This is a genomic window from Fervidobacterium islandicum, assembly GCF_000767275.3.
Taxonomy (GTDB): Bacteria; Thermotogota; Thermotogae; order Thermotogales; family Fervidobacteriaceae; genus Fervidobacterium; species Fervidobacterium islandicum.
The window spans coordinates 1,279,562-1,301,026 of sequence record NZ_CP014334.2 but is presented as its reverse complement, the minus strand read 5'-3'; the positions used below and the strand labels follow the sequence as shown (position 1 = coordinate 1,301,026).

Genomic DNA, 21,465 nt, shown 5'->3' with positions numbered 1-21,465 from the left:
GGAAGGTCTCCGGAGACCTTCCCGGATCTTTGAAAGTTCACTTTATTGAGTTCAAGAACTGTTGTTCTGCTTTCTTCAACGCTTCATCAATGGAAAGCTTACCGCTATAAACGTCTGGCATAACGCTCATTATTGCGGCATCCGCTTCATATGTGTAAACACCAAAGTCCACCGGTGGAATCTTCTTCATCCATTCTGAGAAGAGTTGGAAAACCTGTTGATTACCAAAGAACGGGTCTTTTGCTTTGTAAGCTGAACCGCCCTGTGCTGGTAGCCAAGTTCCGACCGCTCCACGCTCAATTAATATCTTTTGATAGAAGTCGGAATCGCGCGCATATATCTTCTTCAAGAAATCTATAGCAGTGTCTCTGTATTTGCTGTTCTGCAAGACGTACCAGCTTGAACCACCAAGGTTGGAAGCATTGACTGATTCTTTTATGTTCATCCTTGGTACTGGGGCAACTCTCCATTTTCCAGACTGGCTCTTTTCAGCCTTTATGGAACCTATGATCCATACTCCGGTAACAACTGCCGCAACCTCTCCCCTATTAAATGCGCCGACCCATTCGTTCCAACCGGAGACTTCTTTTGCGATGCCAGAATCTTTAATCTCCTTGTACAGTCTTACAGCTTCTTTTAAAACAGGATTATTTGCAATATAAGGTTTACCAGATTTGTCAAAATACCATGTTCCTGCTGATTGTAAGAGTATTCTCATCAATCCGCCGTCGTACGGGTCAGCAGCGATCATGAATTTTCCTGTCTTCTGTTTGACGACCTTGCCAATTTCGATGAATCTGTCCCACGTAATATTTTCAAGATCAGATGGTTTGAAACCAGCTTGTTCGATGTAGTCTATTCTATAGAAGAACCCTGCAACTCCAGAGTCAAATGGGACCCCGTAGACTTTGTTGTTGAGGGTCATAAGTTTCACTTTGTATGGTGCGAATTCTGACCAGGTGAAGTGCTTTGTTAAATCAGCAAATGCTCCTGGGTAGGACTGTAGGTATTTTTGTGCGTTGTAGTCTTCAATCAATACTATTTCTGGCAAACCTGTCTTAACTCCCGATGCGAGTATCGTGTTGAGTTTTTGCTCCACATCGGCCTTTGCCATGTTCACGATTTCAAACTCGACATCTGGATTGATTTTCTTGTATCTTGCCGCAGCTTCTTGCATGATCGGAATGTTGAAGTTTGGATCCCATGCCCAGATGGTTATCTTCGCCTTTTCAGCGTACAACAGAGCGGACAGTCCGATCAAAAGAACAACCAAAATCCTAACAAACATCCTTTTCATATGGCCACCTCCCTAAGTTTTTGACTTTTTGTTTCAAACTGATAAGGTTTTCACCACTCGGCTTTCGATAAAAGCACTCCGTACAGTTCACACCTCCCTGCATTGCTTGTGTCCTTTCAGACAACTGGAGTGTTGAGAGTGTTGGTAACGTTACCGAAACAAATCACTTATATTATACCAAAACGCTACCTTTTATTCGCAGTTATGTTATCAATCAAAAACAATCGCTTTTCGCAAAAAGTGGTTCGGAAAGAAGATAAACCTTTTTCTCTGTTAAATTTTCTCGTTAAATCTTGTTAATAGGGACACAAAACAAGTTAAAATGAGGGTATGGTATAATACTTATGAGTTTTCACTACGGGGAGATGAGAATTTGAACGCTCTTGTTGTGATACCAGTAACAGATGTTCGGGCTGAAAGGAAGTTCAGAAGTGAAAGAGTACACCAGCTTGTTTTTGGAGAGATCGTGGAAGTCTTGGAAGACATAAACAGTCCAAAAGATTCCGATTATATTCTGGTTCGGGATGCGAGGCTGGATTACAAAGGATACGTAAATCGGAATACGTTGTATTTCCTAAGTGATGAGGAGGAAAAGAAGTTTGTAAACCTCGAAGTTCTCAAAGTTTCAGCTCCTTTTTGCAAAGTTCAAGGCTTTGTAAATTTCATACTGCCTTTTGGAAGTAGGTTATATACCGAAAATTACAGGGATTTTCTGTTACCTAATGGGAAGACCTATACTTTAGTTGATGAACCAGTTATTAATTTTCGATCCGTGGTTGAACTCGCATTTGAATTGCTTGGAGTTCCGTATGTTTGGGGTGGAACGTCTTCGTATGGGTTTGACTGTTCTGGTTTTGTGAATCGCCTGTACGATGTAGCATTTAATATAGACCTTCCAAGGGATGCGGGTGATCAAGAAGATAAACTCCCATCAGTTGCCACAGTCGAGGAAAGAGAAAAGCTACTACCAGGAGATTTGATGTACATGGAGGGTCACGTTGTGATGTATATCGGTGACAGGAAGGTTATACATGCGAATGGGCACGATATGTGTGTGGCTGTGACGGATCTGGATGAGGAAGATTACGGTAAGTTTTTGAAATCTCGAATCAGGAAAGTTTGCAGAGTGACTTCCACATGGTAAAATTGTGTGCAAGAAGTACATTGGAGGTGGGGTTATGGGAAAGTACGAAATGGATTTTGAGAAATACAGGAAGGCAGTTGAAAAGGTTATACAGAGGTTTGCTGATAGAGGCTGGGAGGAGATCAAGATAGAAGAGGTCTGGTTTGAAACCTCGCTTCCGGTTGATTTGATAATAGAAGTTATCAACCAAGGCATTTCGATACCATCGGAAGTAAAGTTAATCACACACGGGGGCAAGACCATATGGAAGAATCCAGAATCAGAAGCATAAAAAGAGCACTTCTTCTATTTTTCTTGCTTTTACAACCTTGGCTAGTATTAACAGGGTTTGCTGTGGAATTTTCACTTACAGCAAGCTACAACATCGGGGAGAGCATCTTCACGATTTATAACCTTGAGCGGCTAAATACTCCTGCGGGATTTTTTAACTTCGATATCGGAATAAATCACTCCTCAGAAGCTTTCCAATTCAAAGCCATCATGTCGGCAAGAAACGATGGTGTGTACAACGATCCATTTTCAGAGAGTTACTATGCAGGGTACTATTTTAATTTCAAAGAAGGCTCTATAACCTTCAAAAATAATTCACTTTCCATCTCTGTTGGTAAAACACACTTGCAAGATGTAGTGGATAGTCCATATTCGCTCTTTATATCTTCCGTACCTATCCCAAGGAATGTTTTGGATTTCACTTACGACGACGGAAAGTTCTTTTACGTGACCAGATGGATAGAATTATGTAATCGTTCAGAAGCTGGCTTGGACACAAGAGAAAAGTTAAGAAGTGCGAATTATAAGGTGTACGCTTTGAGACTTGGTAATCTACGCTTTGGTTATCAGGATGTAAGTGTATACGCTGGTCAGAATTTTAGTTTTGAATATTTTGCTAATCCTCTTCCTTCGTTTTTCATCCAATACGTAAACGATGCGGGAAGGCCTTATCCTGAGGGTCTGGGGGAGACGAATTATATAAGCGGATTTTTCTTAGATTACGATGATGGAAAGAATTATTACTGCGCACAGGTCCTTGTAGATGACATAAATATGAACAGATTTCTTCATCCGGAAAGTTACCAAAATCCTGATAAGATCGCTTGGTCGCTGGGTCTTGTTCAGAAAACGAGTATCGGAACATTCGGGTTTTATCATGCAGGAGCCACGAAGTATACGTTCCAGCCATCGGCAGAGTCTGGCAACCAGAGGTTTTACGGGTACACGTACTATACGGATTTTGTTTACAACACCAGCATGATTTTACCACTTGAATTCGTGTACGCAGGATATAAATACGGAGAGAATAACATCGCGTTTATGTTCAGCTACGTACCTTCTGATATTCCTGATTTGAACACGAGTTTTGAATTTGTTGTCCTTGGTGAGAGGTCACCTGTTAATGCGTGGAATGACAGAACAACGTACATACCCGGAACACATCTTCTCGACGATCCAGTAAGAGAATATCGTGCTGTTGGCGAGATTTCTTATTCTCCTGTTATTTCAGATGGAGTTAAATTATTCGCTTCTTTAAGTGCAGGTTTTATTTGGAATGTTTCAACTCTTGTTGAAATCGATTCTGATAACGTAAAAAAGCCACTTTTGAGACCGCAACACGGCAACAATATACCGTTCTTTTCGGTTAATATAGGAGTGTTGCTCAGCAAGTCTTTCTGAATTTCAAAAAAGTGAGGGAAATAGAATTGATAAGGCAAGCGTTCAATGCTGTAGTGCCTTCTTTTATAATGATGTTCGTTGGTTACATGTACGGAAAGTTGTTCAAAGACGATATAACTTTATTTAATAAAATCGCTACTTGGTTGATGGCACCAGTTGTGACCTTTGCTTTCATGAACGATTACATCCCCACAACGGGTGTGCTCCTACGTTACGGGCTTGGCTTTTCTGTGATGTTTATTTTATCGTTCCTGCTTTCGATATTACACAAAGAAGAAAGGGAAATCTTCTTTACGGGAAATGTGTATGTTAATTCAGGTTATCTTGGCTATCCCGTATTACTTGCACTTTGGGGAGAAGAAGCCCTTGCGCTGGGCGTGGTTTACTCTTTCATAAACGTATTTTTTGGTAGCACATTCTTACCGGCATTGATTAGAGGGAAGTTTGAGTTGAAAAATGTTCTGAAACTGCCGTTTCTTTACGCTATCATTTTAGGTTGGGGACTAGGGATGGCTGGAATTTCGTACAAGCAACTACCGGTTGGTGTGCTTACAGCTTTCAACTGGCTTAGGGAAATGGCAATTCCATTTTTGCTCTTACAAGTTGGGTTGGGTATCTCCAGGATTAATTTTGAGACTTCGACAATCAAGGATTATGTTTTTATTGTCTTGGAAAGACTGTTGTTAGTTCCGCTGGTCTTACTACCGATAGCGCTTCTTTTTGAACCACTGGAAGCAAAAGTTTTTCTTTTAGAATGTGCAATGCCGATAGGGGTCAATAGCGTTGTTGTGATAGGAGCTTTCAAAAAGGAGCTCGTTTCCAAAGCAGGAATGACAGTTGCAATTACAACGTTATTTTCCTTGATAACACTTCCGTTGTGGGCGTATGTAATTGAAAGGATTTTTTGAATATAATGGTTGGAGAATTTATAAACTTGAAGGGAGGAACTCAAAGTGTACTTACAGGACGTGATAAAGACGCTTGATGAATTCTGGGCAAGCCAAGGTTGTTTTATTGAACAACCTTACGATATGGAAATGGGTGCAGGTACGTTCCACACCTCAACGTTCTTCGGGGTTTTGAGAAAAAGACCGTGGAACGTTGCATTTGTTCAACCGAGCAGAAGACCTACCGATGGAAGGTACGGTGAAAATCCAAATAGAATGCAGAGATTCTATCAATATCAAGTGATTTTGAAACCACATCCAGAAAGGTCTCAAGAACTTTATTTGGAGTCTCTGAAAGCACTTGGAATAGATCCAAGAGAGCACGATATACGCTTTGTGGAAGACAACTGGGAATCCCCAACACTCGGAGCGTGGGGCATTGGTTGGGAAGTATGGCTCGATGGAATGGAGATTACGCAGTTCACGTACTTCCAACAAGTAGGTGGGATCTCACTGCCCGAGATCCCTCTGGAAATTACGTACGGAATTGAGAGGATAGCCATGTACCTGCAGGGCGTTGATAACGTTTACGACGTCATGTGGAACAAGGATGTCAGATACGGTGAACTTTTTAAAGAAAACGAGAGGCAATTTTCTATCTACAACTTCGAGGAAGCAAACACGGATGCGCTTTTTACTCTTTACGACATATACCGGAAAGAATTTGACCGTTTGATAGAAAAAGGTTTGATCTTCCCAGCTTACGAGCAGCTGCTGAAATGTTCGCATACGTTCAACTTGCTCGATGCAAGAAATGCGATAAGCGTTGCCCAAAGGCAGACGTTTATACGAGATATAAGGTCTATGGCAAGCCAGTGTGCAAAGTTATTCATCGAAGCGGAGGGTGGTAAAAATGAGTGAATTCCTCTTTGAATTAGGAGTTGAAGAACTTCCAACTACGGAAGTTCCGGGCATAATTCAGCAACTTTCCGAAAAAATACCTGAGGTGCTAAATAATGAAGGGGTTAAATTTGAAACGTTTAAAATTTTCGTGGCTCCAAGAAGGTTTGGATTTGTCTTGGGCGGACTTTCTGAATCTACGCCAGACAAGGTTGTTGAGAAAAAAGGTCCAGCTGTAAATGTAGCGTACGACAAAGATGGTCAGCCTACGAAGGCGCTGCTTGGGTTTTTGAAATCGAACGAATCAACACTTGACGATGTCAAAATTATAGAGAACTATGTATATATCACCAAAGTACAAAAGGGTGCGAAGACTGAGGATGTTCTAAAAAGGATTGTACCACAGATAATTCAAGGTATGAGGTTTAGGAAACCGATGAAGTGGGGAGACGGGAAATACGAATTCGTAAGAATTCCGCACCACGTCTTGGCTATATACAATGCGAATGTTGTCGACATGGAGATTTTTGGTTTGAAAGCATCTAACAAAACAGTTGGTCACCGCTTTGTTGTGGATGAATACTTCGAGGTTGGATCTTACGAAGATTACGTCGAAAAGCTAACAAAGTACTACGTTATCCCATACATAGAAGAAAGAAGGGAATTCATCGTAAAACAGCTCGAAGAATTTGAAAAACAAGGATATGAAATCGACAAGGATAGGTCTCTGATAGAAGAAGTGGCAATACTGACGGAATATCCAAAGATGATACAAGGTGAGTTCTTGGAAAAGTATTTAGAGCTTCCTGAAGAATTGATTAGGACAACTATAAAACATCATCAAAGGTCTTTCACGGTTAAAAAGCACGGAAAAATGACAAATTTATTCTTGGCTTTCATCGATATGCCAGAAGATGTGAAGGGTAATGCAAGGAAAGGCTATGAAAGGGTCATCAACGCGCGGTTAGAAGATGCCAGGTACTATTACGAAAAAGATGTAAAGGTTCCGCTTGAAAGTTTCAACGAGAAACTTAAAGAGATGGTCTTTCAGAAAGAGCTTGGGACGTTATATGACAAGGTATTGCGGATAGAGAAGATAGCCAAGGTGATAATTGACATTTTGAGTTTGCACAAGAGAAGTGATACAATATTAAGGACAGCGAAACTTAGCAAGGCTGATATTGGTTCGCACGTTGTTTACGAATTCCCAGAACTGCAAGGTATTATGGGCAGGATCTACGCACTTAAAGATGGAGAACCAAAAGACGTTGCCTGGGGTATAGAAGAACACTATTCAAGCGATCCAGGAACAATCGAGGGTGCGGTTGTAGGTATTGCTGATAGGATTGATACAATTGTTGGAAATTTTGTTATTGGGAACATTCCAAGTGGTTCAAAGGACCCATACGGATTAAGAAGCAAGGTTGATGATATCTATGCGATTATTGAAAAGTTCTCTTGGGACTTAGACCTGAAACCAGTCATAGCTGCAGCGTGTGAGGAACTAAACAGGGAGATACCACAAGGACTTTATGAATTCTTTGAAAACAGGTTTGAGCTTTACAACTCACGTTTGAGATACGATATAGCTCGTGCAGTTAGAGAACTTTGGAACAGACCACTGAGAGGAATTTTATCAGCGCAGGCGATCATGGAATTAGTCGGAACCGAAGAATTTGAACACCTGTTGGTTGGTTTTGAAAGGGTTCATAACATAAGCAAGAAACATGATTCTACATATTTTGATTCTGCAAAATTCGTTCAAGAGGAAGAAAGGGAACTTTTCGAAAAGTACATTGAAGTAAAACCGGTCGTACTTGATAACATCAAGCACCTTAATTATAAGGATGCATTGGCGAAGATAACAGAACTTAGACCGTTTATAGATAAATTCTTTGACAAAGTATTCGTAATGGTGGAACAAGAGGATATAAGGCTTAACAGATTAGGGTTACTAAAAACAATAGATACACTTTTTTCCGAATTCGGAGACCTAAGCCTGATAGAAAAGGTCAACCGTGAGAAAGACTCTTAAATGGAGGCGAGAAACATGAGGAAATTTGTGATAGCGTTTTTGTGTATTACGTCTGTTTTTCTCTATGCTCAGGGATCAAGCTCTGAAGGCATATTACATGTTGCAAAACCATCGAGTGTTGTTGCTCAGCCTTATTTAATAAGATTAGCATTGGTTCCTGAAGCTTTGGAAAACACATACGGAATAGGTATTGAGGCACATCTGGAGCTCTTCGGCCTTAATCTCTCCGTAGGAACTATCGGTTCTACAAAAGGTTTTACAGAATTTACACTTGGCCGTCCTATTTACTTGGGCGCGGGGATTTCTTTTGGAGGCCTTTTCTTTGCGTTTAGCTCCAATGTCCCAAGTTTAGAACAAATAACACAACTTGATGCTTACGAAATACCTGTAGTATCTGCTGGAATCGCAAGCTACAAGAAAACTTCTTTCCTCTTTCCTTCGTGGTCGAGAGTGGAAATTTCTTACACGAATGCCAAAATTTTAACAAAAGACCAATCAGGCAAGCTTATAATCAACGACCAAGTAGACCTTTTAGATGCAAGCGCAAACTTCAGAATAGAGGACAACAGTCTCGGATATTTCTTGTTTAGGTTTACTGTCCCTAATATTAAAGAGGTAGTTAACGGGGAGTTTAATTACACATGGGAGTTGGCACTGCCGGTGCAATTATTCTACATATACGTCGGGCAGCCGTACAGTTGCGACTGGGTTGTTGGATTGGGGTTTGCAACCAATTTCTTCAATACACTTGGGAAATACAATCTCCAAAGCGGGGAATTTAGCTGGATAGTTTCGGCACAGATGTAGGGGAAGTTACCAATATTAGTAACCATCAAAACGTTATAGTCTTATTAGACGTTTTTGCATCCTTGCAACTAAAACGAGGCTAATACGGTTGGTAAATGTTTTCGTTTTTTTGTCAATACTCTTATTCTAGGGGAGGGATGGATCATGAAAAAAGTTCTTGGGCTTTTGCTTGTCAGTATTTTAGTACTTTCGATTTCCCTGAGCTTTGCTCAGAGTCTAACGGAGATTAAGAAAAGAGGAAAATTGATCGTAGGTACTGAGCCAACATTCCCACCATTCGAATTCGTTGACGAGAAAAACCAAATTGTTGGGTTTGATATCGACATTGCTAACGAACTTGCAAAAAGGCTCGGAGTAAAGCTTGAAATCGTAAGTCTACCATTTGATAGTCTGATACCAGCCCTTTTGCAGGGTAAGATCGATTTGGCTATTGCAGGTATGACTATCACTGAAGAAAGGGCAAAAGTCGTTGATTTTTCGAAACCATATTTCGAAGCGAACCAGGCTATTGTAGTGAGGAAAGACGGAAAATTCGAGCCAAAGAAACTAGAGGAACTTGTCGGAAAGAAAGTAGCTGTCCAATTAGGAACAACTGGAGACCTCGTTGTTAGCGAGATCAATGGCATACAAGTAGTGAGATTCCAGAAATTCACCGATGCCTTCTTAGAATTGCAAAATGCACGCGTTGATGCGGTTGTGCTCGATGAAGCTCCGGCAAAGGCATATGTAAAGAAGTTTCCAAAGTTTGTAATAAGCTCTGTGATTGACACTGGTGAGACGTACGGAATTGCTGTCAGAAAGGGAAACAAAGAGTTGCTTAATTTTGTAAACCAAACACTCGATATTCTGAAATCCAGCGGAACATACAACAAATTACTTCAAAAATGGTTTGAATAAGTACTGAATGCCCCCTTTATGTGCGAAGCATAAAGGGGGCTTCTTTGTTTTCTTGATTATAGTATAGGTTTTTGGATGTGATTTTAGGTTTTTTGCGGGAGGGAAGGTTGTGGAAGCGTTGGTTGAACTACTGAGAAGTTTTCCGTTCCTTTTGGTTGGTGCATGGGAAACTCTTAAGCTCACTGCTTTTTCCGTTGGAATTGGTTTAATACTCGGGACGTTCATCGGTATGGGCAGACTATCGAAGGTCAAACTAATAAACTATCCTTGTACTGCATACGTGGAGTTCCTTCGGGGTACACCACTCTTAGTTCAGATTTCTATCATCTACTTTGGTTTACCGCAACTTGGTATTCAGCTTGCTCCATACCCTGCAGCGATTACAGCGCTTGGTTTGAACAGTGGTGCATATATTGCGGAGATAGTTCGTGCCGGAATTCAATCAATCCCACGTGGTCAGTACGAAGCTGCGCGATCGCTTGGTTTGACTCACTGGCAGGCGATGAGATATATCATACTTCCACAGGCTTTTAGAAACATTTTACCGGCACTTGGCAATGAATTTATAACCCTCACAAAAGATAGCTCTTTAGCGTCCGTTATAGGTGTTTCGGAGTTAATGAGAAGCGGACAGTTCATAATATCTCGAACATTTCAAACGTTCTCCATTTACTTCGGGATAGCTTTCATATACTTCATAATGACATTTGTTATTTCTCGTATTGTCAGGTACATTGAAAGGAGGATGGCTACAGCATGAGTGTTTTTAACACCGTGGAGAGTGGAGTGAACCAGTTCAACGAGAATTCGGAAAAAATCATTATTAAAATAGAGAATTTGGTAAAACGTTTTGGAAAGCTGGAAGTTCTGAGAGGTATTAATCTTCAAGTCAAGAAGGGTGAAACTATCGTAATCATCGGACCTAGTGGCGGAGGGAAAAGCACCCTTTTGAGGTGTATAAATAAACTTGAAGAATATCAGGGCGGACAAATATACTTGGACGGTGTAGATATTAATGAATACGATGTAAATCAGCTCAGAGCAAGGATAGGTATGGTTTTTCAACAGTTCAACTTGTTTCCGCACATGAATGTGCTCGATAACCTCATCCTTGCACCAACTAAGGTTAAGAATATGCCGAGAGATGAAGCAGTAAAGAAAGCAAAGGTACTGTTAAGTAGAGTAGGACTCCTTGATAAAATAGAGGCTTACCCGGAACAACTTTCAGGTGGTCAGAAACAAAGAGTTGCAATTGCGAGAGCTTTGATGATGGATCCCGAAATTATGCTCTTTGACGAACCTACATCTGCACTCGACCCTGAGCTTGTAGGTGAGGTTCTAGACGTTATGAAAAATCTTGCTCGCAGTGGGATGACCATGCTTGTTGTTACGCATGAGATGGGATTTGCAAGGGACGTCACCGACCGCATTATCTTTATTTCAGAAGGTGTTGTCGAGGAGGAAGGTCCTCCTGAGGAGATTTTGAAAAATCCGAAAAAGCAACGAACAAGGGAATTTCTAAGAAGAATACTGGAATAGTTGATGCTCCTGGTTCAAACAATCTTAAATAAATTTTTTCACTCGGTTTTTTAAAAGAGCCCTCATTCGGGCTCTTTTTTATTGATAAATAGTCAACTTTAGAAGTGGAAACATATTTTTAAACTGCGTTCGTTAGTTGTAATCTTATAATTATAACTATATATTTGTAACTGTATCGATTTATAGAAAAATATATGTACATTTTGATTCATTACAACATTTTACAACTCCGCTCACTTGTAGTAACATTCTACGTGAAAAGCAAAACCACACCACAGGATGCTGTTAACTTGTAGTGATGGAAGACAATAGAACACTCATAACACGCGCAATATCATTGCCATTCAGTTTCAAGAGATTTCTCACTACACAAAAACTGTTTACGTACATTGGAAGATTGTCAATATTCTTAAATCCACGCTTGGCTCGTACAAAGTCTTGGAATAACGAAAACTTCGATTCACATTGATTGTTTTGCCCAAGTCTCACAACAATATGATTGATATTCTTGTATAGTATCTTCACTGCACCATATGCACCAAGTCCATCTGTAATTAGTTCGATTGTTCTTTCGTTGTTACCAAAGAACTTCTCTAACAATATCTTCACTTGACCCATATCGCGATATTTGGATACATGCCAAGCAACAATAAGATTCGTCTCGTGCTCAACTAAGAACCAAACGTAGTACTTTTTGGATTTAAACAAAACGACAGTTTCATCACCATGGACTTTGAAAGCATCTACAGGAACGAGGATGGAAAAGAAACAAGACAACTTAAGGATCCACTTGTAGATAGCGACATGAGAGACTTTGATATTAAGTGAGTCTCTGATGGAACGCAAGGACACAGCTTTGAAATAAAGGACGAAGGCTTTAAGGACAATAAAGATAGGGAAACGGAAGAACTTGAAAGAGTCGAAAGGAAGAGGGACAAATTGAGGTAAGTTAGTTGGGATTTCGTCTCTGGTATGGCAAGAACGGCAACGGAACTTAACGAAGGCTTTTTTGATTTTGTGGATTTGCATAGTTTTTCCACAGACAGGGCATTTAGGATAAGGGAAAGAGAAGAGCTTGTGTTTTTTTGAATGAACAAGTCTGAAAGTGCGCTTACAGTCTTTGCAAAAGTATTGTTGGTTACCGTACTTATCATGACCGTTTTTGTAGATGTTGGTAGAGCCGCATTTGGGGCAAGAGACTACAGAATTTTGCATAGTGGAGTACCTCCTTTTTGTGAGAATTGATGGTGGGGGGTGTTCCACTAATAAGAAGATAATACGGTTTTTGGAAATTTTCAATACTTTTAGTTAACAGCATCCACCACAGCCTGGGGGGTGAACCTATGATAAACATAGTAAAGCACTTGGAAGAATGGTTAAGTCAGGAGCGGACGATCCAAGAACTGAAAGCGAAGGCAAAAGAACTCGGTTTGGCAGTTAAAAAGCAGATGACAAAGAACGATGTGCGAAAACTGATTGAAAGGTATGTCGAGAGAGTTAAAACGGTGCAACCAGAAGAACCAAGTCAATCAAGACCTTCCTCTTCTACGTCCTCATCGGGTCAGCCTTCGTTGACTTCCCAGCCAGTTCGAGAAGATATCAGCATTCCTGAAAATTATAACAAGGACAAACTTGTTGCCATGCCAGTTAATCCGTTCTGGATTCACGTTTACTGGGACCTCAGTCCCGCTAATAGAGAATTCCTTAGGTCACACGAAGTGAGAAAAGTAGTGTTGAGAGTTTACGATGTTACATTCATAGAATTTGATGGGACAAATGCGCACAGAACATTCGAGGTAAACATAGATGTTTCTTCCTTGAAAAATTATTACATGAATGTTCCAATGCCCGGAGCACACTATTTAGCTGAACTTGGGTACTACGATTCAAATGGTAATTACAAACATCTGCTCAGATCGAATCTGTGTAGGGTTCCTGTGAACTCGCCAAGTCAATCGACAAGAGAAAGGTGGCTAGACCTTAGGAAGAGAAGAAGGATAGTGATGCCATCTGAAGGTATGCTAACACCTATTGTTGAAAGAATCGGGGGCTCTATCCAAGGTCTGGAGCATCTTTTTCGGATTTCGAGTGCCGGAAGCATCAGCGTTATACGACTTAGTGGGAAGGGGATGTAAATATGCCACGTGGACAAATGATGTTCGTGCTACATGCCCATCTACCATACGTACACCATCCAGAGTATCCGTTTTTCTTGGAAGAGCACTGGCTGTTTGAAGCCATCACCGAAACATACATTCCACTCTTAAGGATGTTCAAAAACTTGGAGCAAGACAAAGTACCTGTAAAACTCACGATGTCAATAACTCCGCCGTTGATGGAAATGCTTGCAAATCCAGATCTACAGAATAAGTATGAAAGACATTTGGAAAAATTGATAGAACTTTCACGAAAAGAAGTAACAAGAACTACGAACGAACATCCGAAGAAACATAAAATGGCACAATATTATCTACAACTGTTTGAAGACACACTTTACATATTCAAGGAACAATATAAGAAGAACATTCTTAATGGCTTCAAAGAATACATGGCAAGGGGTTATTTAGACATAATCACCTGTAATGCAACGCACGGTTATTTGCCATTTATGGAGCAATACCCGCAGGCGATTCGTGCGCAGTTAGAACAGGCTGTCAAAACATACGAGAGACACATAGGTGTTAAACCGCGTGGTATATGGTTGGCAGAGTGTGCTTACTTCCCGGGTCTTGACAGGTACTTAGCGGAATACGGTATCGAATATTTCTTTGTTGATTCTCATGCTTTTTGGTACGCTGATGAAAGACCGAGGTATGGAGTCTATAGGCCGATTATTACACCGAATAACGTGTTTGCATTCGCAAGGGATCCAGAAAGTTCCGAGCAGGTGTGGAGTGCGCAGATTGGATATCCGGGCGATTCAAGATACAGGGAATTCTATAGGGACATTGGTTTTGATAGAGAGTACGAGTACATAAGACCATATATCGATCCAAGTGGCGTCAGAATGAATACCGGTATCAAATACCACAAGATAACTTCTAAGGATACTCCTTTGGATAAGAAAGACTATTACGATATCGATGAAGCTAAAGCAACAGCATACGAACATGCGAAAGACTTTTTGAAGAAAAAAGAAGCCCAGGTGGATTATTTGCTCAACCTATTCGAAGGTCTTGAACCCATCATTGTGGCCCCGTTTGATGCTGAACTATTTGGGCATTGGTGGTTTGAAGGTCCGTTCTTCTTAGAGTACTTCATGAGGGAAGCAGCTAAGAGTCAAAAACTTAGAGTAACAAGGGCTTGCGATGTTGTAGATTGGGTTGAAAAGGTGCAGATACTTACCCCGGCTGCTTCGAGTTGGGGAGCCAATGGTTACAATGAAGTGTGGTTGAATGGAACAAACGATTGGATTTATCCGCACCTTCACGAGATGGTAGAAAGAATGACAGAAGCAGCAAAAGAGCATGCAAATGAAACAGATCCGTTGAAAATTCGCGTTTTGAACCAGATGGTAAGGGAGTTGTTGCTTGCCCAATCAAGTGACTGGGCATTTATAATGACAACCGGAACAAGTGTGGAATACGCAGTTAACAGAACCAAAACGCATATTAAACGATTCTTAAACTTGTACGATATGCTAAAAAGTGGTAATATAGATATCGGGGAGTTACAGAGGCTCGAGTACGTTGATGATATATTCCCCGATGCGGATTACAAAATGTATTTAAAGATATAACTCAAGAGCCTTCTGGTTGTAAATGACTCCCCCGAGATGTTGAACGTCTCGGGGGTTATGTGTTGGAAAAGCTTTAATTTTGAAATGTGAATATTTTAGCAAGTTTGCAGTTCCTAAACCCTTAAATTCGAAAGGAGGTAAAGAACGTGCCAGCAAAGATATTTGAAATCAGATGGCATGGACGAGCTGGTCAAGGTGCAAAAAGTGCATCGCAGATGCTTGCAGAAGCCGCACTTGACATGGGAAAATATGTACAGGCATTTCCTGAATACGGTGCGGAACGAACAGGAGCTCCTATGAAAGCTTTCAACAGAATCTCTGACGAACCTATTCTACTTCACTCCTCCGTTGAGAAACCTCACCTTGTTGTTGTTATCGATGACACACTTTTGGGCAATCCTGATATATTGGCAGGGACAACCCCTGAAACGATACTTATCGTTAACACTGTAAGAAGTACGGAGTGGGTGAGAGCAAAAACAGGATTCCAAGGTAAGATTTGCGTCGTTAAAGCGACAGATATCGCTCTTGAAGAACTCGGCAGAGGAACACCAAACACTGTCATGCTTGGCGCTATTGCAAGAGTAACGAGTGTCATAGATCTCAAATACGTAGAGGACAAGATTAGGGACATGTTCCTTAAAAAGTTCGGTGAAGAAGTTGTCAATAAGAACATAAGGGCGCTTCACAGAGGATACGAGGAGGTGACCTGCAGTGCCTGAACTCAAAGGATGGAAGGAAATACCAATCGGTGGTTTGATAGTTGAACCAGGAAACGCGAAAGCCTACAAAACAGGGACATGGAGGGTAATGAGACCTGTTTATCAAGCAGAAAACTGTATACACTGTATGCAGTGCTGGTTGTATTGTCCAGATCAAGCAATAGTTGTTGAGATTGTTGACGGGAAACCGAAGATGAGAGGTTACAACTACTACTACTGTAAAGGTTGCGGCCTTTGTGCAAATGTCTGTCCAAAGAGCATAGATCCGAAAACGAAACAGCCAGCTCCAGAAGACAAGAGAGCTATAGTAATGAAGCCAGAAACAGACTTTGCGGAAGAGTAAGGAGGTGCGAAAATGCCTTTAAAACAAGCAATTACGGGTGCGGAAGCGATAGCTTACGCGATGAAACAGATAAATCCAGATGTCGTTGCGGCATATCCGATCACACCGCAAACACCTGTTGTTGAATATTTTGCAAAATACGTAGCCGATGGTGTTGTCGATACGGAAATGATTCCTGTTGAAAGTGAACACTCTGCAATGAGTGCTGTTGTTGGTGCAGCTGCTGCAGGTGCAAGAGCGTTTACAGCAACCGCTTCCGTTGGTCTTGCGCTTATGCACGAAGTGGTCTTTATCGCAGCATCCTTGAGGCTGCCGATAGTAATGGCAGTTGCCAACAGGGCACTCTCAGGTCCTATCAACATCCACTGTGACCACAGCGATGCAATGGCTGAAAGAGATAGCGGTTGGATTCAACTGTGGGCGGAGAACGCTCAGGAAGCCTACGACTTTACCGTTATGGCATACAGAATTGCGGAGCATCCAGATGTAAGGCTGCCGGTAATGGTCAATTTCGACGGATTCATTATCTCACATGGTGTTGAAGTAGTTGAAACACTCGATGATGAAGTTGTAAAGAACTTTGTCGGAAAGCCAATAAAGATGTACCCATTACTCGATACATCTAAACCCGTAACTTACGGTCCCCTTGACCTTTACGATTACTACTTTGAACACAAAAGACAGCAAATCGAAGCGATGAAGCATGTTCCGAAGGTATTCAAAGAAGTAGCAGAAGAGTTTGCGAAGATTTCAGGGAGAAAGTACGACTTGTTCGATGAATACATGGTTGACGATGCAGAATACATAATGGTTGCACTTGGCTCTACGGCTGGAACGATTAAACATACGATCAACGAACTCAGAGCCGAAGGTAAGAAGGTTGGCTTGGTCAAACCCTGGGTATTCAGACCGTTTGTTAAAGCCGAGCTACAGAGAATACTTAACGCAAGAAAAGGTGTTATCGTACTTGATAGGGCAGCATCATTCGGTGCGGAAGCTCCACTTTATGAGGCAGTCAAATCTGCACTCTATGAGGTAGCACTAAGACCTCAAATGGGTAGTTATGTCTATGGTCTCGGTGGTAGGGATATAACACCAGAACACATTAGACAAGCATTCGAAGATGCCTTCAAAGGCAATCTTATCGCCGATGAAGAAAGATACCTTGGATTGAGAGAATAAGGAGGTGTAATAGATGCCACTAAATGCTATAGAACTTGCGAAGTTGTTCCACGACAAGAACCCTGGAATGACTCAGGGACACAGAATGTGTCCGGGTTGTGCTGCACCAAACGTAGTCAGATTCGCACTCATGACAGCAATCGCAAAAGGTTATGAACCCGTTATTGGTCTTGCAACCGGTTGTTTGGAAGTCTCAACGACAATTTATCCTTACACATCTTGGAACATTCCTTACATTCACAACGCATTTGAAAACGTTGCTGCTACGATAAGCGGTGTTGAGACCGCGTACAGGGCTTTGCTAAAAAAAGGAGAACTCGACAAGGATAAGAAATATGCATTCTTCGCCTTTGGTGGTGACGGCGGAACGTACGATATCGGATTGCAGTCACTCTCCGGTGCTGTTGAAAGAGGCCACAAGTTCATATACATTGTTTACGACAACGAGGGATACATGAACACCGGTAACCAAAGGTCTGGTGCAACACCTCCGGGTTCTGATACAACAACGGCTCCCGTTGGGAAGAAGCTCCCCGGAAAGCTACAACTTAAAAAGAACATCGTTGAAATAATGGCAGCTCACGAAAACGTGTACGTTGCAACGGTATCTATTGCAGAGCCCATGGATTTCATGAAGAAAATAGAAAAAGCACTTGAATTCGACGGACCATCGTTCATTGCTGCCTACTCACCATGTGTAAGGTTCTGGCGCGTTGCTGACGACAAGTCAGTCGAAGTAAGTAAACTCGCAATCGAAACACTTTACTGGCCACTTTACGAAGTAGAAAGAGGAGTCTACCGTGTAACAAAGAAGGTAACGAATCCAAAACCAGTGGCCGAATACATCAAATCGCAAGGCAGATTCAAACCATTACTTTCCAGGCCAGATGCTCAAGAAATCATCGACGAACTCCAAGAATACGTTAATACAAGGTACGAAAGGCTACTTGCACTTGAAGAAGTGACTAAAGATAAACCAGTCAGATAGTTGGAAATTGAGAAGCTTATACAAAAGGCTCCGGTTGTTGCCGGAGCCTTCATTTTTGACCTTTTAGCCAAATTTTTCAATAACTCTAGTACGTTTTACAAACGAGTTTATCGGTGTCTTTGTAAATCAAATGAGAATACGCAAGGCAACCTGCATTACAACTTGTTTTATATAGCGGACAGATTGTACATTTTTCTGGAACAAGAACGTCAGGATTATAGCTATACCAAATTTCTTTAAATGGTTTTTCATTCACATTTCCCATGTAGAATTCAGGATTGTACCTGAAGTGCCCACATGGGACAACCGTTCCGTCAACCAGTATAGAAGCGTGGGTCCTGCCAGCCGTACACTCACCGCCAGAAATATTCTCTTCAATGAATAATGTTACTGGTCCTTCGTAAGCTTCAAGCTTCCTTGCAACAGATTCTATCTGCTCACTTGTGGGCGTAAGCAGGCCTTTGTGTAACAATCCTCTCCCCACTGGTACAAAACGATCAACGTACAAGTGCGTGCCCAAAGATGCTGCCAGCTCTAACATATCGTCGATATATTTGTAATTTAATGCGTTTACGACGAAAAGCATTGTAACATCAAAACCTTCATCAAGGAGGTTTCTTAGGCCATTCATGGTTTTTTCAAACGTTCCTTTTCCTCTCACTGCTTCATGCACATCTGGAGTTGGGCCATCAACGGAAACGCCAATTAATAAATCTGGGCAAACGCTTTTGAGTTTTTTCGCAACTTCTTTCGTTACCAAAGATGCGTTCGTGTTCATCATCATTTGCAGACCCTTTTCGTGACCGTAGGAGAGTATTTCATAAATATCTGAGCGCACAAGCGGTTCACCACCGACTATATCAAGCAGCTCAGCGTCAGCTTCAACAAGCTGGTCTATGACTGATTTTATCTGCTCTGTTAATAACTCGTACCTTGACCTACTTCCAGCGTTACAATAGCAGTGCAGACATCTGTAGTTACAGGCAGTAGTTATCTCAAATTCAATGTTCTTTGGACGAGGTCTGGTTCGATGCATCATTTCGGCACCTCCAAGACGACCTAATTTTGATACCGAGAAGATGTTATCTGTACTCGAATTCTACCGTCTGCAAATCCCGTGAATTTGGCCCTATCATGAGCAAAAACTTACCTTTTTCTGAAATGTATTCCATGTTCTCGTTATAGAATCTAAGCATATCTTCGGTGATTTCAAAGACAGCTTCTTTTTCCTCTCCGACCTCTAAATGTATTTTCTTGAACCCTTTCAGTTCTTTAACGGGCCTAACTACACTTGCAGTTAAGTCACGTATATATAATTGGACAATTTCGTCTCCGGGATACTTTCCAACATTCTTGATTTTCACTGTTGCCTTAATGGAATCATTTCCGTGTAGTATGTTTTTATCTAATTCAATTTTGGAATATTCGTATTGCGTATAGCTCAATCCAAAACCGAAGGGCAACAAAGGAGCGTTTGGGATATCGACGTAATGGGAACAAAACCTTTCGGTGCTATCTTCACTTGGTTTTGGCCTACCAGTGTTGAAGTGATTGTAGTATACAGGTATTTGGCCGACTGTATATGGGAAGCTCATGGTCAGTTTTGCTGAAGGGATTTTATCAGCGAAAAGAATATCGGCAATTGCGTTACCACCCTCAGTGCCGGGGAACCATGCTTCAAGCACTGCAGGTGCAATTTTATATAATTCTCTGATTTCTAAAGGTCTTCCATTGAAAAGTATAACAACCGTTGGTTTTCGAAGCTTTATGATTTCCCTTGCCAAATCTTCTTGTCTACCCGGCAGTGTTATAAACGCTCTGCTCCTTGCTTCTCCACTCATATCGTAGTGCTCACCAAGGGCTAATATCACTGCGTCTGCTTCACTTGCTGCCTTTAAAGCTTTCTTAAGAGATTCTTTATATTGCGCATCGCTTTCTCCTTCTGTCTCACAACCCTTTTCGACTAACACTTTACTTTCACCTATCTTGTTGATTATTCCCTCTTTTAGAGAGACTGTTTCTTCCCATCTTCCTTGCCAAGACCAAGGACCGAGTATCGCATGCTCATCGGCATAAGGACCTATTATGGCCAATTTCTTTATGTCTTTGTTGAATGGCAATACATTTTCGTTTTTTAACAAAACAATAGACGCTGCTGCAACTTCACGGGCTATCCTTCTATGTTCTTCGCACAACACAACTCTCTTTTCTTTTTCCTTGTCCACACCTTTGAATGGATTTTCAAACAAGCCGAGCTCTTCTTTTAACTTCAGCACTCTGTAAACTGCCTCATCGATGAGTTTAATGTCAACCTGTCCTTCCTCTACTAGTTCCTCCAAGTGTTTGGCATAGCATCCAGACATCATGTCGATGTCAACACCAGCTTGTATAGCCTTCCTCGCAGCTTCTTTCTCATCTTCCGCAACACCATGGGGAATCAATTCCTTTATAGCACCCCAGTCGGATATAGTTACGCCATCGAATCCCCACTCGCCTCTTAATATTCCTCTGAGGAGCCACTTGTTACCGGACGAAGGGATGCTGTTGACGATGTTAAATGAAGTCATAACCATTTTACAGCCTTCATCTATGGCCGCCTTATACGATGGCAAATAGAATTCTCTGAGCATCCTTTCAGAGACATCGACAGTATTGTATTCCCTTCCACCTTCTACTGCACCATAAGCAGCAAAATGTTTTACACACGATGCGATATTTCCCTCTTTTGAAATGTCACCGCCTTGGTAACCCCTTACAAAAGCACGTGCCATGACGCTATTCAAGTAAGGATCTTCGCCCGTCGATTCCATCACTCGTCCCCATCTTGGGTCTCTGACAAGGTCGACCATAGGGGAAAAAGTAACGTGAACACCACCAGCAGAGGCCTCAATTGCAGACACCCTTGCAACCTTTTCGACCAAATTCTCATCCCATGTGCATCCCAAAGCAAGAGGAATTGGAAAAATCGTTCTGTACCCGTGAATTATATCTGCCATGAACATCAAAGGGATTTTCTTCTCGTTTCTTTCCAAATACAATTTCTGTATCTCAATTGTTTCCTCTGCACCAGCCGTTCCTAAGACAGAGCCAGCGTTCCAAATATCTGAATCCTTAATACCCAAAGCTTCCATAGGACCTGTTACTATTCCTTTTGCACTGTCCTTAAAGAAAAACGGTGCCAACTGCGTTAGCTGCCCTATCTTTTCTTTTAGTGTCATCGATTTCAAAAGCTCTTCAATGTTGACTTTTTGTGCCATTGCAAGCTCCTCCTCATTGAAAGCATCTTCACGGTTAGCTATTCTTAGATTCTCTCC

20 protein-coding genes are annotated in these 21,465 nt (G+C 41.5%); 16 read left to right on the top strand and 4 right to left on the bottom strand.

Going from position 1 to position 21,465, the window contains the following annotated elements:
• Nucleotides 1-37 precede the first annotated feature (37 nt).
• Nucleotides 38-1,297 (bottom strand): ABC transporter substrate-binding protein, encoded by a 1,260-nt coding sequence (locus NA23_RS06150; RefSeq protein WP_033191882.1) that lies wholly within the window; start codon nucleotides 1,295-1,297, stop codon nucleotides 38-40.
• Nucleotides 1,298-1,670: 373 nt separating this feature from the next.
• Here NA23_RS06150 and NA23_RS06145 point away from each other — a divergent pair, with 373 nt between their 5' ends.
• The 10 genes from NA23_RS06145 to NA23_RS06100 all read left to right on the top strand — a co-directional run bounded on the left by NA23_RS06145 (nucleotide 1,671) and on the right by NA23_RS06100 (nucleotide 11,177).
• Nucleotides 1,671-2,441, top strand: a complete 771-nt coding sequence (locus tag NA23_RS06145) for a C40 family peptidase (protein ID WP_236938330.1) — start codon at nucleotides 1,671-1,673, stop codon at nucleotides 2,439-2,441.
• 34 nt (nucleotides 2,442-2,475) lie between these two features.
• A complete protein-coding gene (locus NA23_RS06140) occupies nucleotides 2,476-2,712 on the top strand; it encodes a hypothetical protein (RefSeq protein WP_052107178.1) in 237 nt (78 codons plus the stop codon).
• Complete coding sequence (locus NA23_RS06135) at nucleotides 2,685-4,112, top strand: hypothetical protein (RefSeq protein WP_033191880.1); 1,428 nt, start codon at nucleotides 2,685-2,687, stop codon at nucleotides 4,110-4,112. The genes NA23_RS06140 and NA23_RS06135 overlap by 28 nt, the downstream gene beginning before the upstream one ends.
• An 11-nt stretch (nucleotides 4,113-4,123) precedes the next feature.
• The gene (locus NA23_RS06130) at nucleotides 4,124-5,020 is read left to right on the top strand and encodes an AEC family transporter (protein ID WP_249476982.1); all 897 of its coding nucleotides are present in this window, start codon (nucleotides 4,124-4,126) and stop codon (nucleotides 5,018-5,020) included.
• 45 nt (nucleotides 5,021-5,065) lie between these two features.
• A complete protein-coding gene (locus NA23_RS06125) occupies nucleotides 5,066-5,920 on the top strand; it encodes a glycine--tRNA ligase subunit alpha (protein WP_033191879.1) in 855 nt (284 codons plus the stop codon).
• Nucleotides 5,913-7,934 carry a glycine--tRNA ligase subunit beta gene (glyS, locus tag NA23_RS06120; protein ID WP_033191878.1) on the top strand — a complete coding sequence of 674 codons (2,022 nt, stop codon included), beginning with the start codon at nucleotides 5,913-5,915 and terminating at the stop codon, nucleotides 7,932-7,934. Before NA23_RS06125 ends, glyS begins: the two co-directional genes overlap by 8 nt.
• A 15-nt stretch (nucleotides 7,935-7,949) precedes the next feature.
• Entirely contained in the window at nucleotides 7,950-8,741 is a 792-nt protein-coding gene (locus NA23_RS06115; RefSeq protein ID WP_033191877.1) for a hypothetical protein, read from the top strand.
• Between the two features lie 144 nt (nucleotides 8,742-8,885).
• Nucleotides 8,886-9,638, top strand: a complete 753-nt coding sequence (locus tag NA23_RS06110; RefSeq protein ID WP_033191876.1) for a basic amino acid ABC transporter substrate-binding protein — start codon at nucleotides 8,886-8,888, stop codon at nucleotides 9,636-9,638.
• Nucleotides 9,639-9,747: 109 nt separating this feature from the next.
• Entirely contained in the window at nucleotides 9,748-10,398 is a 651-nt protein-coding gene (locus NA23_RS06105; RefSeq protein ID WP_033191875.1) for an amino acid ABC transporter permease, read from the top strand.
• Complete coding sequence (locus NA23_RS06100) at nucleotides 10,395-11,177, top strand: ATP-binding cassette domain-containing protein (RefSeq protein WP_084384059.1); 783 nt, start codon at nucleotides 10,395-10,397, stop codon at nucleotides 11,175-11,177. Before NA23_RS06105 ends, NA23_RS06100 begins: the two co-directional genes overlap by 4 nt.
• A gap of 285 nt (nucleotides 11,178-11,462) precedes the next feature.
• Here NA23_RS06100 and NA23_RS06095 read toward each other — a convergent pair whose 3' ends face one another.
• Nucleotides 11,463-12,392 carry a DDE-type integrase/transposase/recombinase gene (locus NA23_RS06095; protein WP_249476980.1) on the bottom strand — a complete coding sequence of 310 codons (930 nt, stop codon included), beginning with the start codon at nucleotides 12,390-12,392 and terminating at the stop codon, nucleotides 11,463-11,465.
• A 128-nt stretch (nucleotides 12,393-12,520) separates the two neighbouring features.
• Between NA23_RS06095 and NA23_RS06090 the strand changes: the two genes are divergently transcribed.
• The 6 genes from NA23_RS06090 to NA23_RS06065 all read left to right on the top strand — a co-directional run bounded on the left by NA23_RS06090 (nucleotide 12,521) and on the right by NA23_RS06065 (nucleotide 18,151).
• Nucleotides 12,521-13,312: a DUF4912 domain-containing protein gene (locus NA23_RS06090; protein ID WP_033191874.1), complete on the top strand. Its 792-nt coding sequence runs from the start codon at nucleotides 12,521-12,523 to the stop codon at nucleotides 13,310-13,312.
• 2 nt (nucleotides 13,313-13,314) lie between these two features.
• Nucleotides 13,315-14,916, top strand: coding sequence for a glycoside hydrolase family 57 protein (locus tag NA23_RS06085; RefSeq protein ID WP_033191873.1), 1,602 nt, complete (start codon nucleotides 13,315-13,317; stop codon nucleotides 14,914-14,916).
• A gap of 146 nt (nucleotides 14,917-15,062) precedes the next feature.
• On the top strand, nucleotides 15,063-15,638 hold the full coding sequence (locus NA23_RS06080) for a 2-oxoacid:acceptor oxidoreductase subunit gamma family protein (RefSeq protein WP_033191872.1): 576 nt from the start codon (nucleotides 15,063-15,065) through the stop codon (nucleotides 15,636-15,638).
• Nucleotides 15,631-15,981: a 4Fe-4S binding protein gene (locus NA23_RS06075; protein WP_033191871.1), complete on the top strand. Its 351-nt coding sequence runs from the start codon at nucleotides 15,631-15,633 to the stop codon at nucleotides 15,979-15,981. The genes NA23_RS06080 and NA23_RS06075 overlap by 8 nt, the downstream gene beginning before the upstream one ends.
• A 12-nt stretch (nucleotides 15,982-15,993) precedes the next feature.
• Complete coding sequence (porA, locus tag NA23_RS06070) at nucleotides 15,994-17,163, top strand: pyruvate synthase subunit PorA (protein WP_033191870.1); 1,170 nt, start codon at nucleotides 15,994-15,996, stop codon at nucleotides 17,161-17,163.
• A 13-nt stretch (nucleotides 17,164-17,176) separates the two neighbouring features.
• Nucleotides 17,177-18,151, top strand: a complete 975-nt coding sequence (locus NA23_RS06065; RefSeq protein ID WP_033191869.1) for a thiamine pyrophosphate-dependent enzyme — start codon at nucleotides 17,177-17,179, stop codon at nucleotides 18,149-18,151.
• A gap of 85 nt (nucleotides 18,152-18,236) precedes the next feature.
• Here NA23_RS06065 and NA23_RS06060 read toward each other — a convergent pair whose 3' ends face one another.
• The gene (locus NA23_RS06060; protein WP_052107177.1) at nucleotides 18,237-19,190 is read right to left on the bottom strand and encodes a radical SAM/SPASM domain-containing protein; all 954 of its coding nucleotides are present in this window, start codon (nucleotides 19,188-19,190) and stop codon (nucleotides 18,237-18,239) included.
• Between the two features lie 43 nt (nucleotides 19,191-19,233).
• The gene (gene bglX / locus NA23_RS06055; RefSeq protein WP_275060697.1) at nucleotides 19,234-21,450 is read right to left on the bottom strand and encodes a beta-glucosidase BglX; all 2,217 of its coding nucleotides are present in this window, start codon (nucleotides 21,448-21,450) and stop codon (nucleotides 19,234-19,236) included.
• Nucleotides 21,451-21,465: the final 15 nt, after the last annotated feature.